General features: G+C 66.4%; 13 protein-coding genes. 4 read left to right on the top strand and 9 right to left on the bottom strand.

Annotated elements, in window-relative coordinates; genetic code table 11:
• Window positions 1-467 precede the first annotated feature (467 nt).
• Window positions 468-2669, top strand: coding sequence for a glycoside hydrolase family 3 C-terminal domain-containing protein (locus ACN22W_RS21010; protein WP_419689258.1), 2202 nt, complete (start codon window positions 468-470; stop codon window positions 2667-2669).
• A gap of 144 nt (window positions 2670-2813) precedes the next feature.
• On the opposite strand, the gene ACN22W_RS21005 is transcribed toward ACN22W_RS21010, so the two are convergent.
• Both ACN22W_RS21005 and ACN22W_RS21000 read right to left on the bottom strand, forming a co-directional pair.
• The gene (locus ACN22W_RS21005) at window positions 2814-3005 is read right to left on the bottom strand and encodes a hypothetical protein (protein WP_419689257.1); all 192 of its coding nucleotides are present in this window, start codon (window positions 3003-3005) and stop codon (window positions 2814-2816) included.
• Complete coding sequence (locus ACN22W_RS21000; protein ID WP_419689256.1) at window positions 3002-3580, bottom strand: DUF4865 family protein; 579 nt, start codon at window positions 3578-3580, stop codon at window positions 3002-3004. The genes ACN22W_RS21005 and ACN22W_RS21000 overlap by 4 nt, the downstream gene beginning before the upstream one ends.
• 129 nt (window positions 3581-3709) lie before the next feature.
• On the opposite strand from ACN22W_RS21000, the gene ACN22W_RS20995 reads away from it, so the two are divergent.
• Window positions 3710-4567, top strand: coding sequence for a LysR family transcriptional regulator (locus ACN22W_RS20995; protein ID WP_419689255.1), 858 nt, complete (start codon window positions 3710-3712; stop codon window positions 4565-4567).
• 196 nt (window positions 4568-4763) lie between these two features.
• The gene (locus ACN22W_RS20990; RefSeq protein WP_412024712.1) at window positions 4764-5351 is read left to right on the top strand and encodes an IMPACT family protein; all 588 of its coding nucleotides are present in this window, start codon (window positions 4764-4766) and stop codon (window positions 5349-5351) included.
• A gap of 94 nt (window positions 5352-5445) precedes the next feature.
• Here ACN22W_RS20990 and ppk2 read toward each other — a convergent pair whose 3' ends face one another.
• From ppk2 to ACN22W_RS20955, 7 genes are all read right to left on the bottom strand, one after another.
• A complete protein-coding gene (gene ppk2 / locus ACN22W_RS20985; protein WP_412024713.1) occupies window positions 5446-6396 on the bottom strand; it encodes a polyphosphate kinase 2 in 951 nt (316 codons plus the stop codon).
• A gap of 87 nt (window positions 6397-6483) precedes the next feature.
• The gene (locus tag ACN22W_RS20980) at window positions 6484-7869 is read right to left on the bottom strand and encodes an OmpW/AlkL family protein (protein ID WP_419689254.1); all 1386 of its coding nucleotides are present in this window, start codon (window positions 7867-7869) and stop codon (window positions 6484-6486) included.
• Between the two features lie 4 nt (window positions 7870-7873).
• Window positions 7874-9169 carry an HlyD family efflux transporter periplasmic adaptor subunit gene (locus ACN22W_RS20975; protein ID WP_419689253.1) on the bottom strand — a complete coding sequence of 432 codons (1296 nt, stop codon included), beginning with the start codon at window positions 9167-9169 and terminating at the stop codon, window positions 7874-7876.
• A gap of 12 nt (window positions 9170-9181) precedes the next feature.
• The gene (locus ACN22W_RS20970; RefSeq protein WP_419689252.1) at window positions 9182-10186 is read right to left on the bottom strand and encodes a hypothetical protein; all 1005 of its coding nucleotides are present in this window, start codon (window positions 10184-10186) and stop codon (window positions 9182-9184) included.
• Complete coding sequence (locus tag ACN22W_RS20965) at window positions 10183-12303, bottom strand: peptidase domain-containing ABC transporter (RefSeq protein ID WP_419689251.1); 2121 nt, start codon at window positions 12301-12303, stop codon at window positions 10183-10185. The genes ACN22W_RS20970 and ACN22W_RS20965 overlap by 4 nt, the downstream gene beginning before the upstream one ends.
• A 132-nt stretch (window positions 12304-12435) precedes the next feature.
• Window positions 12436-12621: a hypothetical protein gene (locus ACN22W_RS20960; RefSeq protein ID WP_048245454.1), complete on the bottom strand. Its 186-nt coding sequence runs from the start codon at window positions 12619-12621 to the stop codon at window positions 12436-12438.
• A gap of 222 nt (window positions 12622-12843) precedes the next feature.
• Window positions 12844-13020, bottom strand: coding sequence for a hypothetical protein (locus ACN22W_RS20955; RefSeq protein WP_006479216.1), 177 nt, complete (start codon window positions 13018-13020; stop codon window positions 12844-12846).
• A gap of 279 nt (window positions 13021-13299) precedes the next feature.
• On the opposite strand from ACN22W_RS20955, the gene ACN22W_RS20950 reads away from it, so the two are divergent.
• On the top strand, window positions 13300-14715 hold the full coding sequence (locus ACN22W_RS20950; RefSeq protein ID WP_419689250.1) for a TolC family protein: 1416 nt from the start codon (window positions 13300-13302) through the stop codon (window positions 14713-14715).

Genomic DNA, 14715 nt, shown 5'->3' with positions numbered 1-14715 from the left:
GGTCGCGCGGGTCTCCGCGCGCCCGGCCCGGTTCGATGCGCACGCAACGAGCCGCACCGCCCTCCTCGTCACATTCCCCCGCGCAAACGCCCATTCGCAGGTACTTCTTACTCCGCTCCACCACCGCAATCGGGAACGATGACCGTCTTTTCGTCGCGTCTCACGGCCGTGCCGAATAAAGATCGTACGTATCGGTAGAAACACCGATGCTGTAGTCAAACTACATTCATACCATTAGTCGCTGCAGAGAATCGCTACATCCGATTCGACAGCGTCGGGCGGCCTGTGCGTCGCCGCCCGCGTTGACCGGTCGAGCCCAACCGGCCGTAACGATTCCCCGCCTGGCCTGGCATGCCGACGCGCAACCACCCTGCATCGCCAGCCGAATACGTCCGGTGCGAATCCACCGGACGTGCGCAGCTCCAGACATCATTCGAACAACCGGCAATACGATCATGGAGAGCAACATGCGGGACACACTCTGGCCGGCCGTCGTGCTGGCAGCGACCCTCTGCACCAATGCCTACGCAAGCAACGCCGATTTCAACTCGCAGGGCGACGCCACCGAAGCGTTCGCGTCGGCCGCCGCGCAACAGCGCGCCGACCGGCTCGTGCGCAAGATGACGCTCGACGAGAAACTGCAGTTCATTCATTCGCAATACGAAATGTCCAAGGTGCCGGGCGGCGGTGCCGGCTACATCCAGGGCGTGCCGCGGCTCGGCATCCCCGATCTCAACATGGTCGACTCGGCGACCGGTTCCGGCAGCACGTCGCAGGCCAGCACGACGTTTCCCGCGACGATTGCCGTCGCCGCGAGCTGGGATCGCCGCCTGTCGTACGACTACGGCAAGCAGGTCGCGATCCAGTTGCGCGCGCAAGGGTTCGGCATGGGCCTCGGCGGCGGCACCAATCTCGCGCGCGAGCCGCGCGGCGGCCGCCTGTTCGAGTATCTCGGCGAGGATCCGCTGCTCGCGGGCGACCTGCTCGCCGAACGCACGCTCGCCACGCAACGGCAGAAAGTCATCGCGACCATCAAGCACTACGCCGGCAACGAACAGGAGCATGGCCGGATGGGCGGCAATACGCAGATCGACGAACGCACGCTGCGCGAGCTGTACCTGCTGCCGTTCGAAATCGCCGCGAAGCGCGGTCGGCCCGGCAGCGTGATGTGCAGCTACAACCGCCTGAACGGCGCGTATGCGTGCGAGAACAACCATCTGCTGAACGACGTGCTGAAGAACGAATGGGGCTTCCAGGGCCAGGTGCAGTCCGACTGGGGCGCCACGCACAGCACCGCCGCCGCGATCAACGCGGGGCTCGACGAGGAAGAAGACGTCGGGACGACCGTGTACCTGACGCCGACGGCCGTCAAGCAGGCGATTGCGAACGGCTCGGTATCGACCTCGCGCCTCGACGACATGGTGCGCCGCAAGCTCGCCGTGATGATCCGCGTCGGCGTGATGGACGATCCGGCCAAGGGCGGCGGCACGATCGATTTCGCGGCCGCGAACGGGTTCGCGCAGGCAGCCTCCGAGCAGTCGATCGTACTGCTGAAGAACGACGGCAACCAGTTGCCGCTGGCCGCGTCCGCGCTGTCGCGTATCGCCGTGATCGGCGGCCATGCGGATGCGGCCGTACTGTCCGGCGGCGGCTCCGGCAACACGCGCGACCCGGTGTCGGGTTCGTTCGCGGGCTGCGGCGGGCTGACGTTCGGATCGTCGACGGGGTGCAGCTGGTGGCGTAATCCGTGGCTGAAGGTCGACGTGCCGATCGTCGCGGCGATCCGCGCGCTCGCGCCGGCGGCGCAGGTCACGTATGCGGGCAACAGCGACCAGCAGTCGCCGTTCCGCGCGTACACGCAGCAGGAGATCGACCAGGCCGCCACACTCGCGGGCCGCTCGGATGTCGCGATCGTCGTGGTCGCGCAGCCGGCCGGCGAGGATTTCGGCGATCTGCAAAGCCTGAGCCTCGCGAACCCGTCGAACCAGGATGCGCTCGTCGAAGCCGTTGCGCGCGCGAATCCGCATACGATCGTCGTCGTCCAGAGCGGCAATCCGGTGCTGATGCCGTGGAAGGACCAGGTGTCCGCGATCGTCGAGGCGTGGTATCCGGGCGAAGCCGGCGGCAAGGCGATCGCGAACGTGCTGTTCGGTGCGGTCAATCCGTCCGGCAAGCTGCCCGTCACGTTCCCGGCGCGCGATCAGGATTCGCCGACCTGGGGGCAAAACGGCGCGTTCGACACCGATCCCGTCTACGCGGAGAAGCTGAACATGGGCTATCGCTGGTATGACGCGCGCAACATCAAGCCGATGTTCGAATTCGGCTACGGGCTGTCGTATACGCACTTCGCGTATTCGGGGCTGTCGGTGTCGCGGCAATGGGACGGCTCGCTGAGCGTCGCGTTTACCGTGCGCAACGACGGGCGCGTTGCGGGCGCGGAAACGCCGCAGGTCTATCTCGGCGTGCCGTACAAGGACGAGCCGCCAAAGCGGCTGGTCGGCTGGGAGAAGATCCGGCTGAATCCGGGCGAGGCGCGGCATGTGCGCGTCACCGTGTCGCCGCGGATGCAGAGCGTGTGGGACACGTCGCGTAACGGCTGGCGGTTCGTGTCGGGCGGGACGGTGTATGTCGGGGCGTCGTCGCGCGATATCCGGTTGCAGGGCAACTGAGCGTGACGTGAAACGGCCGGGGGCGCCGCACGTATCGTGTGCGGCACCCCCGGCCATCCGACGGTACGACGGCCGCATCGCATCTCGTGCCATCGGCTTGTGCTGCTGCGTCAACGGGCGGACTCGCCCGCCCGCTGACGACCTTTACCGCAACATCAGCGCGAACACCATCGTCAGCACGGCGATCGCCGCTATCGCCGCCGCGATGCCCGCCAGATGCGCGGCAACCGCCAGGCCGGCGGGCAATCGCGTCGATGGTGCATCGCCCGCGCTGCCGGACCATCGGCCGCGCGCCGCCGGCCGGACCCGCGCGCGCGACGCGAGCCCGGCCATCACGCGCCGCTCCCTTCCAGCGTGTCGAGCAACGGCCTGGCCAGATGCATGACCTGATACACGGTGCCCGCGCCACTGTCGTCCGGCTCGTGTTCCGATATGCGTATCCGCGTCAGCCGCCAGCGTTGCGGATCGAGGCTGACGGCCGCCGCGATCACGCCCTGCCGCGCGGCCGCTTCACGATTGCGCGCGACCTCCGTAGCAAGCGTCGCGTCGAGATCGGCATCCGCCGGAATATCCACGGTTTCCAGACGGGCGAAGCGCGCCGTCGACGCGCTGCCCTTGCGCGCATCGAGCGCGACCTGCACGTCGATCGGCGCGCGTCCAAAGCTGTCCGTCACGATCCGATAGCGGCCGTCCGTCACGAACTCGGCGAACGCGCGGTCGTTGCGCCACAGATAGAACGACGCATAGCCGTTTTCCGTCGCGCCGTGGCGGCCGGCCTCGCGCAGCAGGAACCCCTTGAACAGCAGGTCCGGCGTGTCGTCCCACAGCTTGCCGCGCTCGCGGACGCGATTGCGGATGATGTCGAGGTCGTAGTCCGCCGGCAGGCGGTGCACGTAGTACGCGGTCAGCATGGTCGACTCCTGGCGAAAGAAACGGAGAGATTCCGGACGGCTTGAAAACAGCGTAGAAGACCTTGAATCATTTGAAAAGACGATGGCAGAATATTTCAATGATTCAATTCTGAAATGGATGGGTGCGCGATGAAAACGCTCGACATCGAAGCCGTGCAGGCGTTCGTGCTGACCGCCGACCTCAAGAGCTTCACGCGGGCCGCCGAGGCGCTGGACACGACGCAGTCCGCGGTGAGCCTGAAGATCAAGCGGCTCGAGGACGGGCTCGGCCGCCGCCTACTGGAGCGCACGCCGCGGCAGGTCCGCCTGTCGGCCGACGGCACCGCGTTCCTGGAACCGGCGCGCGAACTGGTGGCCGCTCACCAGGGGGCGGTCGGCGCATTCGGCACCGGCCAGCGGCGCCTGGTGATCGGCGTGAGCCACCATGTCGTCGGCGCCGATCTGCCGATGCTGCTGCGGCGCATGAGCGAGGCGGAGCCGGGGCTCGTGCTGGAGATCCGGGTCGCCGCGTCGCGAGACGTGCTCGATGCATTCGACCGCGGCCAGCTCGACGCCGCCGTCGCGCTGCAGCACGACAGCCGCCGGCTCGACGGCGAAACCATCCTGTCGGAGTCGTTCGGCTGGATGGCGGCGGCCGATTTCGAGTACCATCCGCCGCAACCGCTGCGGCTCGCGACGCAGGCCGAACCCTGCAGCGTGCGCCGCATGGCGGTCGGCGCACTCGACGAAGCCGGCGTCGCATGGACGGAAGTCTTCGTCGGCGGCGGCGTGGCGACGATCGGCGCGGCGGTGTCCGCGGGGCTGGCCGTCGCGGCGCTCGGGCATCGCGTGGCGCCCGCCGGGACGGTCGACGTCGGCGCGCAATACGGATTGCCGCCGTTGCCGACACGAGAGGTGGTGCTCTACTCGAGCCAGACCGATGCGCGGGCCAAGCAAGCACTGCGCACGCTGGGCGCGGCGCTGCGGTCGTCGGTAGGCGTGCGGTGACCGCACGCGCGGCATCGGCAAGCCGGCATGCGCGCCGGCGGCCGAACGAAAGCGCGTTCGCGGGATGTTTCGCCGCCCTCCCGCGTCGCACGCGGTATGCTTCGGCACGCGCCGTGCATCCGCCGCGGCCGAGACAGACAACACCCGGAATACCGGCAGGCGACGGCATCGATCGCGCCTGCCCCTGACGATCAACGTGACCTACACCCTATCCGCTCCCCGCACGACCGAACTCGAGATCCGCAAGAGCCGCTTCATCGCGTTCGCGATTCCCGTCGACGACCGCGACGCCGCGATGCAGGTGCTGCAGCGCCTGCGCAACGAGCATCCGGCGGCCACCCACGTGTGCTGGGCGCTGCTGGCGGGCGGCCAGTCGGGCATGTCGGATGACGGCGAGCCGTCGGGCACCGCGGGCCGGCCGATCCTCGAGGTGCTGCGCCATCACGATCTCGACGGCGTGCTGGGCGCGGTCGTGCGTTACTACGGCGGCGTGAAGCTCGGTGCGGGCGGGCTGGTGCGGGCCTATACGGATGCGATCGCGTCGGCGCTGCTCGATGCCGAGCGCATCGAACGCATCCGCCAGACGCGGCTCGCGATCGAGATCGGCTACCCCGAGGAGGCGCGCGTGCGCCGCTGGGTCGAACAGGCCGGGTATGAACTGGTGGACAGCGCGTACGGGATGACGGTGAAGCTCGTGATCAAGCTGCCGGAAACCGCCGAGGCGAATGCGAGAACCGAGCTGTTCGATCTGACGCAGGGGCGATCGGGGTTCCCGGCGCTGTGAAGCACGGGTCAAGCATCTACCCTTCACCGCCCTGCCGATCGCGAGCCGGCAAGCGCGCCGCCCGCGCGACGCGCATACCGGATGAATGCCGGCGTCAGTAAATATCCGGCACGATCATGTTGTCCGGCACCGGACGACGAATGTAATCCTCGTGATGCTCGCGCTGCGGCAGATCGATCGTCGGGCGCGGCACGTCGTGATATGGCACCTGGCCCAGCAGATGGTGGATGCAGTTCAGCCGCGCGCGCTTCTTGTCGACGGCCTGCACGACCCACCACGGCGCCTCGGGAATATGCGTCCGCGCCAGCATCTCTTCCTTCGCGACCGTATAGGCTTCCCAGCGGCGGCGGCTCTCGAGGTCCATCGGGCTCAGCTTCCACTGCTTGAGCGGATCCTCGATCCGGCTCTGGAAGCGCGCCTCCTGTTCATGATCCGTGATCGAGAACCAGTACTTGACGATCTGGATGCCGCTGCGCACCAGCATTTTCTCGAACTCCGGCGCGGACCGGAAAAACTCCTCGTACTCGTCGTCGGTACAGAAATTCATCACGCGCTCGACGCCCGCGCGGTTGTACCAGCTCCGGTCGAACAGCACGATCTCGCCGCCGGCCGGCAGATGCGCGACATAACGCTGGAAGTACCATTGCGTGCGCTCGCGGTTGTTCGGCGCCGGCAACGCGGCCACCCGGCACACGCGCGGATTCAGGCGCTGCGTGATGCGCTTGATCGCGCCGCCCTTGCCTGCCGCGTCGCGCCCCTCGAAGATCACGACGAGCCGGTGACCGGTGTTCACAACCCAGTCCTGCAGCTTCACGAGCTCGCCCTGCAGCCGGAACAGTTCGCGGAAATACTGCTTGCGCGCCTCGCGACGCTCCTGCGAGAACAGCAGGTCGTCGCTGTCGTCGAAGCGGCGGTCGTCGAGCTCCATCTCGAGCTCTTCGTCGTAGGCATCGACCAGGTCTTCCTCGAAGCGACGCTGACGCGTCTCCAGCGATGCCATATCGGTGAGGTTGTCGGTCTCGGTGCGGGTATCGTTTTCGCCCATGGGGCCTCCTTCCATCATTGACGCAGCCAAACTCGGCCATTATCTCAGTGTCACGCGTCAAAATCATGAAAACGGCCGGTTGCCCCCTCAGAATCGGAACGAGAACAGCACGCTGGCCAGCACGGGGTTCGCCGAAATGTCGAACGTGTTCGACGCGAGCTGCCGGTTCGGCTGGTCGATGTCCAGCGTAATCTTCGTACGTAACGGGACATACGTGACCATGCCGGTCACCCAGAAGCGGCGCGTGATCTGGTAGCTCGCGCCGACGGTGAAAACCGGCTCCCAGACGCTCTTCACCTTGGCCGACACATTGGTCTTCCCGGACAGCAGCAGGTCGCCGCCGGCATCCCAGATCCGCTGGAACAACGCGGGATCGAGCAGCAGCGACTGCAGGCTGCCGATATCCGCGCCCGCCGCGAGCAGCCCGCCGAGCGATGCGAGCTTGCGCTGGAACACGGGGTTCAGGTTCGTGTTCGTGAAACGCGTATAGCTGATGCCGATGCCCGCGAACGGACGGAAACGATCGTCGCGCTCGCCGAGGTAGTACTTGAACACGACGGACCCGAGCCACGCGCGCGTGGTCGCGAGCGGGTTGCTTTGCGTGTTCGCGAGATCGATCAGCGGCAGGCGCCCCTGGACGCCGGAAAAAATCCGGTCGAGCGGCAACCCGATGCTGCCGTGCCCGCGCAGCGTCAGCACCGGCGGAATGCCGCCGCCGACTTCGGCCGCCCAGTTCTCGGAGAAAAAGTGAGTGAACGTGAACGCCAGCGTGTTCGTATTGCTGAGCGACAGGCTGGAGCCCTGGTTCTCGAAGCTGTTCAGCCCGAGCGCATCGGTGTGTGTCGTCACGGGCGTCGACCGGCCGGTCGTCGCGATGAAGTGCCAGCCGAGGCCGACCATGTTGTGGTCGTCGCCCATCAACTGCTCCAGCAACGGCGGCGCCTGCGCGGCCGGCAGATCGGGCAGGCGCGACGGATCGACCGGATGCAGTTCGTACGGCATCCGGTCGGCGTGGACGACGCCGCCGGCCGGGGCGTCGTCCGCCGTTGCATCTTGCGTCGCGGCCGGATTGCAGCCGCCGGCCGCGCCGTTGCCGTCGAAGCCGATGCCGTCCGCGCCATCGTCGCGCGCTGCCGCGCATGCGCGCCCCGCTCCGCCGGCACGCTGCCCAAGCGTGATCTTGCGGGCCGTCAGCGGAACGTCAGGCTGCGACACCTCAGCCGAACCGTCGCGCCCGCCGCGCGCCGGCCCGGCCTCGGTCGCCCAGGCGCTCGCATCGAACCCGTCCGCATCGCCGCCCGGCCAGAAGCCGATCCCGTCGGCGCCGGCCTGCCAGCGGGCCTGCGTGTCGCCGTCCGGCTGCGGCGCGCCGTGTGCGGCGGCCGCGCATGCGAACAGCGTGGCGCCGAGCCAGCGCGACAGCGGACACACGGATCCCGGCCGCGCGCGGCGGCATTCGTCGCGACGCGTCATCGGCTCAGGCCGGCACGCCGAACAGGCGCTGGCGAATCCGGTACAGCGGCTCGAACAGCCATTCGAGCAGGCTGCGCCGTTCGAGCACGATGTCGGCCTTCAGCATCATCCCGGCCCGCAGCGACAGCGGCCGCCCGTCGAACGACGGCGTGCGGTCGGCCAGTTCGACCCAGGTCTTGAAGTAGGTCTGCGGCGCAGCCGAATCGCCCGGCAGGTTCAGTTCCTTCGCCGAGAACGCGACGGGCGAGATCGACAGCACCTTGCCGCGATAGGTGCCGAACTTCTCGACCGGATAGCTTGCGTACGCAACCTTCACTTCCTGCCCCTTCTTCACGAAGCCGGCCTTCGACGACGGAATGTAGACCTCGGCGATCAGCCCGTCGGCCTTCGCGGGCAGGATCTCGACGACACGCGTGCCCGGCGGGTCGATCACGCCGCCCTGCACGACGTCGAGCCGCACGATCTGCCCGTCGGCCGGCGCGTACAGCACCTGGTTCACGTTCTCGTCGATGTTGTATTCCTTCGCGTTCAGCTCCTCCTGCTTGATCTTCAGTTCCGCGTTCGCGCCGTCGTACTTGCTCTGCATCGTGTCGAGATCGCCGCGCAGCTTCATCGCGTTCTTCGCCAGCTCGGCGCGGCGCAGCAGCAGGTCCTGGTACGCCTGGCCGGCCTGCAGGTACTGCGTGTTGACCTGGTTGTACTGTTCGAGCGTCACGACCTGTTCGTCGAGCAGCTGCTTCACGCGCGCACGCCGTTCGCCGTACTCGTCGACGATGCGCTTCTGGTTCTGGATCTGCCGGTCGATCAGCCCGCGGCTCTCGCCCTGCGCGGCGATCTGCTGGTTGGTCTGCTGCACCGACGACCGGTATTCGAGGCGCGCCGCGTCGATCTGCTGCGTCACCTCGACACGCTGCCGGTCGAGTGCCGCGCGCATCCCCTGCACGTTGTTCCCCTGGCTGACAAAGCTCGTGTCGCGCGTCACCGCCAGCAGCCGCTGGCCGGCCTTCACCTGCTGGTCCTTGCCGACGTAGATGTCGCGCACGGCCCAGCCCGGCAGCGCACTGACGCCGATCAGCCCCGAGCGCGGCGTCAGCATCCCCGACACGCTCTCGGTATTCGCGTAGCTCAGTTCGACGAGCGCGGTCACGAACATCGCGAACATCGCCAGCGACAGGTAGCAGAAGAACCGCATCGATACCGGCACGTCGACGACGCCGTGGATCACGGTGCCGAAGGTCGTGCCGCGCGCGAGCTTGCGCGACGGCTTCTGTTCTCGGAGAGCGGAGTTCCAGGTCGGCATGGCGCGGGCTCGTCAGGAGCGACGCCGCGCGGCCGCATCGAGCAGCGGCGTCGGCATCAGGTAAGGCGTGAAGTGTTCCCAGAAATGCCACTGCTCGGGTTGGCGCACGAGCGCCTGCTCGAGCCGGTCGACGATGCGCTGATGCGTCGCGCGCACCGGCGACGCGTCGTCGTCCGCGCCGAGCATCGGCGTGAGCGGGCTGGCCGCGAGTTCGGTGAAATGCACCGCGCAGCGATCGCGGAACGGCACGCCCGTCGCATAAGCGACGAGCAGCGGAATCCCCTGCTCGACCGCGAGCTTCACGCCGCCGCCGGCCATCCGCACCCAGCGCCCGCCGAGCCGGCAGCGGTTGGTCTTGCCGAACTTGCCGTGCAGGTCGGAGAACAGCAGGAACACCGGCGCCTCGCGCCGCAGGCTCGTGATCAGCCGCCGCAGGTGCACGCGCTCCTCGATGTCGATGAACTCGACTTCGCCGGCGCCGTATTCGGCGACGAGCCGCAGCGCGTCGTCGAAGAACGCGCCGGGCGCATCGCGGTGCAGGATCACCATCAGCTTGCGGTCGTCGGGGATCATGAAGCGCAGCTTCGTGACGAACAGCATCAGGTTGCCGAAGTGCAGCCCCGCGAGCATCAGCGGGCCGCCGCGCGCGAGTGCCGTGCGCAGTTGCGCGTCGCCTTCGCATGCCATCCCGTCGATCATCGCCTTCATCGATTCGAGGCTGTGCGTGCGCAGCTTGAGCCCCGCGAACTCGGCCTCGAACAGCTCGCGCACGATGGCCGCCGACACGTCCCGCACACGCTGCGGATCGTCGTTCAGGTGCCCGCTCAGCATGTAGGCAACCGCGCGTTCGATCGACTCGCGAATGCACGGAAAGCAGCGCAGGCACGCGCCCGAGCACCAGCGCATCAGCCGCAGCCCACGCGCGGGCGACGTGCGCAGCGCGACGGCGCGCACCGCGCGTCGCACCAGGAACGCATACGAGAACGGATTGAGCAGAAAGAGTCGCCCGAGCATCACCGCGTCTCCTCGATCGTGCGCCACTCGTCGGTCGCATCGGCCAAGACGCCGTCCTGCATCCGGTAGATCCGGTCGACCATCGACAGGATCGACGCATCGTGCGTGACGAGCACGATCGTGCACGGCAGCGTCAGCACGTTGCGGCAGATTTCGTGCGTCGTCGCCTGGTCGAGGTTCGACGAGAATTCGTCGAGGATCAGCAGGCGCGGCTCGCAATACAGCGCCCGCGCGATCAGCAGCCGTTGCATCTGGCCGGCCGACAGGAATTTCTGTGTGTCGCCGAGCGGCGTGTCGTAGCGATGATCGAGCCGCTCGATCTCGTCGTGGATGCACGCGAGCTTCGCCGCGTCGAACATCGCACCGATCCGCGGCGCGGGCGCGAAGTTCGTGATGTTGTCGCGGATCGTGCCGCGAAACAGCTGATCGGACTGCGTGACGGCCGCGAGATGCTTGCGGTACTGCCGCAGGTTCACGTCCGCGAGATCGACGTCGCCGACGAACAGCGTGCCGCGTTCGGGCCGCACGAGCCCGCAGATCAGGTTCAGCAGCGTCGTCTTGCCGCTGCCGGTGCGGCCGACGATCGCGATCTTGCCGCCGGCCGGCACGTCGAGCGCGACGTCGCGCAGGATCGGGCGATTGCCGCCCCTCGGCGTGTACGACAGCGCGCGGATCGACAGCGCGCCGTCGAAACCGTCGACCGGCCGCACGACCGCGTCCGGCGCCGGCTCCTCGGTCTCGGTCTGCAGCACGTCCGCGACGCGATCCATATGCACCTGCAGCACCTTGCGGCGCACGTAGAGCTGGATCGAATCGATGAACTTGTCCGCGAACAGGTTCTTGTACTGGATGAACGCGTAGATCACGCCAATCGTGCTCTGCCCGTGCATCACGAGCCACGCGCCATACGTGACGATCACGAGCTGCTCGACATGCACGATCCCCTTCGAGACCGCGTCGAACAGCAGTTGCAGCCGCTCCTGCTGGCGCATCGCCTGCAGCTTCTGCGTGAACGCGTTGATCCACAGGCTGCTGCGCGCGGTCTCGGCCGACAGCAGCTTGATCGAATGTGCTGAGCGGATGTTCTCGATCAGCAGCGCGTCGGCCTCGGCGCCGCGCGTGAGGATCTGCGACATCGCATCCTGCAGCTGCGGCTGGATCGCGAGCCGGCTGAGCGCGAACAGCACCATCCCGGCGAGGCTGATGCCGGCCAGCACGGGGCTGTAGTACAGCATCAGCACGAGCGTCAGCGTGCAGGTGACGATATTGAGCAGCCCGCCGACCAGGCCGTCGACGAGAAACCGCCCGACCTCCGACACCGACGACACGCGCGAGATCGAATCGCCGGTGTTGTGGAACAGGAAATAGCCGATCGGCAGCCGCGCGAGATGCCCGACCATGTTCGCCGACAACTGCTGCGACACGATGTTGCGCAGGTAGCTCTTGATGTTGCCGACGAGGTTCGCGTACAGCGTGTCGAACAGGAACACGATCGCGAACAGGATCGTCAGCAGGTACAGGATGTCGACGTCGGTCTTCTTCAGTGCCTCGTCGATCGTCAGTTGCACGTACGACGGGCCGAGCAGCAGCAGGAGCTGCGCGGCGACGCCGCCCGCGATGCCGATCGCGAGGCTCTTGCGAATGCCCGTCAGCCCTTCGAGGTAATCGCGCAGCCGGATCCGGTCGGCCGGCCCCGCATGCGCGAAGCCGATGTCCGGATTCAGTTCGAGCGCATAACCGGTGATGTGCGTGAGCGCCTGCGCGAGCGGCAGCTTCGTCTCGCCGAGCGCGGGATCGACGATGTGCACGCTGCCGTAGCCGACCTTCGTCAGCACGACATAGTGGTTCATCCCCCAGTGCAGGATGCACGGCGTCTTGAGCGCGTCGAGCTCGCCCGCGTCGAACTGCAGCCCGCGCGCACGCAGGCCGAGATCGTTCGAGATCTCCATCAGGTCGAAGAACGACAGCCCGGAATCGATCCGCACGGGATAGCGGTTGCGCAGCGTGCGCAACGTCGTTTCGCGCCCGTGCCACGACGCGATCATCGCGAGGCAGGCCAGGCCGCACTCCGTCACCTCGTCCTGCAGGACCGGACGGACTTTACGCGTATTGAAAAGCATGGTCGGGCACCCGGGGCGCGACAACGCGCCGCCCGGGCCTGCCGGTGCGGGCCCGTGGCGGGTCGTGCGCGATACGCATGGGCGCAGCCGGCACGCTGCCGGCTGCGACGGAAGATCGGTGTTGCCGGCCGCTCAGCGCGACGAGCCGAGCGACATCCGGAACTGTTCGACGGCGCGGGTCTGGTACTGGGTCATCAGGCCCTGCAGCGTGGATCCGATCGACTGATTGACGAGATCGACCGTATAGGCGGCCGAATTGGAGTAAAGCGACGCGCCGCCGCGAATCTGGCGGGCCTGGTCTTCCGTGATGTCTCGCATTTTTGTGGCCTTTATATTGTCGGAATGCCTGCAGCCGTCAGCCAATTGAAAATCAATAGCCGTTGACTTTATTACGAGGATAATCCGGCATTCCTGCCTCCTGATAATCGCCCGAACCGAAATGGTGCATTTCGGATTCGATTTACTGCGATTGCGGCGATCGATTCTTTTCCTTCTGTTTCGCAGCATTTCACGCGGGGGGCGCCTCCCCGCGCACGGCGGTTACTTGCCGGTGTTATTGAACGTCTTCGGGTTCTGCAGGTAATTGCCGAGGCTCGGCAGGAACTGGCCGAGCGCGGTCACCACCGGCGCGGCGTCAACGGCGAGGCTACCCAGCGAGCTGATCGCACCGCCGCCATGCACATTCCTGACCTGTTCCGTCGTCATGACCTTCATCATTCTCTCCTCGTAAAAAAATAAAGATGATGCAAAGAACCTTCATTGAAAGACAAACGGCCTTTAATCCCTAGCGACTTGTTAATCTAATAATCACTGCGATTACGAGCCGAAATCAGGCTATCATGCGAGCGCATCGGAATTCAATGGAGGACACACTCTTACATGCGCGTTTTCCGATGCTCGATGGATAGCAGTCATTCACGCTGTTTGAATTTCAATTTCAAAACGTTTAAATCCCGCCGCAATGCGTTGCGGCACGGGCAGGAGACGGAGACGGCCATGTTTGAAACGAGGCGTGCGAATCGCGGATCGGCGGAGCGAGATAAGGGTAATTCCCTATCAAGATTTTCGACTAGGTGGAATCCCCTACTTGCAACCGTAACACTGTTCACTGTAACGATAGTCGGCATGCCTGCGCACGCGCATGCGTTTTGCCTCGACACCGCTTACCAGTACGCGGCCGTGCACGATCCGCGCTACCTGCAGGCGCGCAGCGAATACGATGCGGCCCGGCAGAAATTTCCGGAGGCGCGCGCGCAGATGCTGCCGCAGGCCACCGCGCAGCTCGAATGGGGGCGCTACGGTACGCACGCGAACCTGTTCGGCATCGACGTCAGCGGCTCGAACAACGCCGCCTACGGTGCCGCGCAGGTCACGCAGGCGCTGTTCAACGTGCCCTACCTCTACGACATGCGGCGCGCGACCGAGTACGAGGAATCGTCGAAGCAGAAGCTCGAGGTCGCGAAGCAGGACCTGATCCTGCGCGTCGCGAACGCATGCTTCGACCTGCTGAGCGCGCGCGAGAAGCTGCAGTCGGCCGACGACGAGGTGAACGCGCTCACGCGGCTCGAAAGCGATACGCGACGCATGGCGCAGCTCGGGATGAAGACGATCGGCGACACGGCCGAGATCGAGGCGCGCCGCAGCCTCGCGCAATCCGACGAAGCGCTCGCGCAGACCGACGTCGATGCACGCCGCGCGCGCTACGAGACGCTGCTCGGTTCGACGATCGATTTCGCGCGCTGGCCGCGGCTCGCGATGCGCGGGACGTCGCCGCGCATTCCGTCCGGCGACTACGCGCCGCAGGACAACCCCGCGTACCAGCAGGCGTACCGCGACGTCCAGGTCGCGCGGCTCGCCGCGAAGCGTGTCGGCGCGGAGCACCTGCCGACCGTCGACCTGTTCGCGTCGTATTCGCGCGGGCTCAATCCGAACCTGCGCGGGCTCACCGATCGTTCGGACTTCCATCAAAGTGCGTTCGGCGTGCAGGTGACGATCCCGATTTTTTCCGGCGGCAGCGTGTACTACCGGCAGGTCGAAGCCGAGCACGTGACCGAGCAATACCGCAACCGGCTGCGCGAGGTCGAGGAGCAACTGGGCACCGATCATCGCGAGGCGCTGTCCGCGCTCGAATCGGTCGGCACGCGCATCCGTGCGCTGCAGCAGTCGCTGCAGGCCGCACGGCTCGCGTACGACTCGTCGATGAAGGCGCATCAGGTCGGCTACAGCACGACGTACGAAACACTGAACCTGCGGCGCGACATCTCGGGCATCCGGCAGAAGCTGTTCGACAGCTATCTCGATGCACTGAAGCTGCAACTGAAACTGAAAAGCGTGCTCGGCACGCTCGACGAGCAATCGCTGATCGCGGTGGACAGCTTCCTCGAAAGCAACGCGGCGAACGACCGGAGCTGA

The organism is Burkholderia theae (assembly GCF_048565265.1).
Classification (GTDB): Bacteria; Pseudomonadota; Gammaproteobacteria; order Burkholderiales; family Burkholderiaceae; genus Burkholderia; species Burkholderia theae.
Note: the sequence above shows the minus strand (reverse complement) of the source record. Positions and strands in the feature narration are given on the sequence as shown.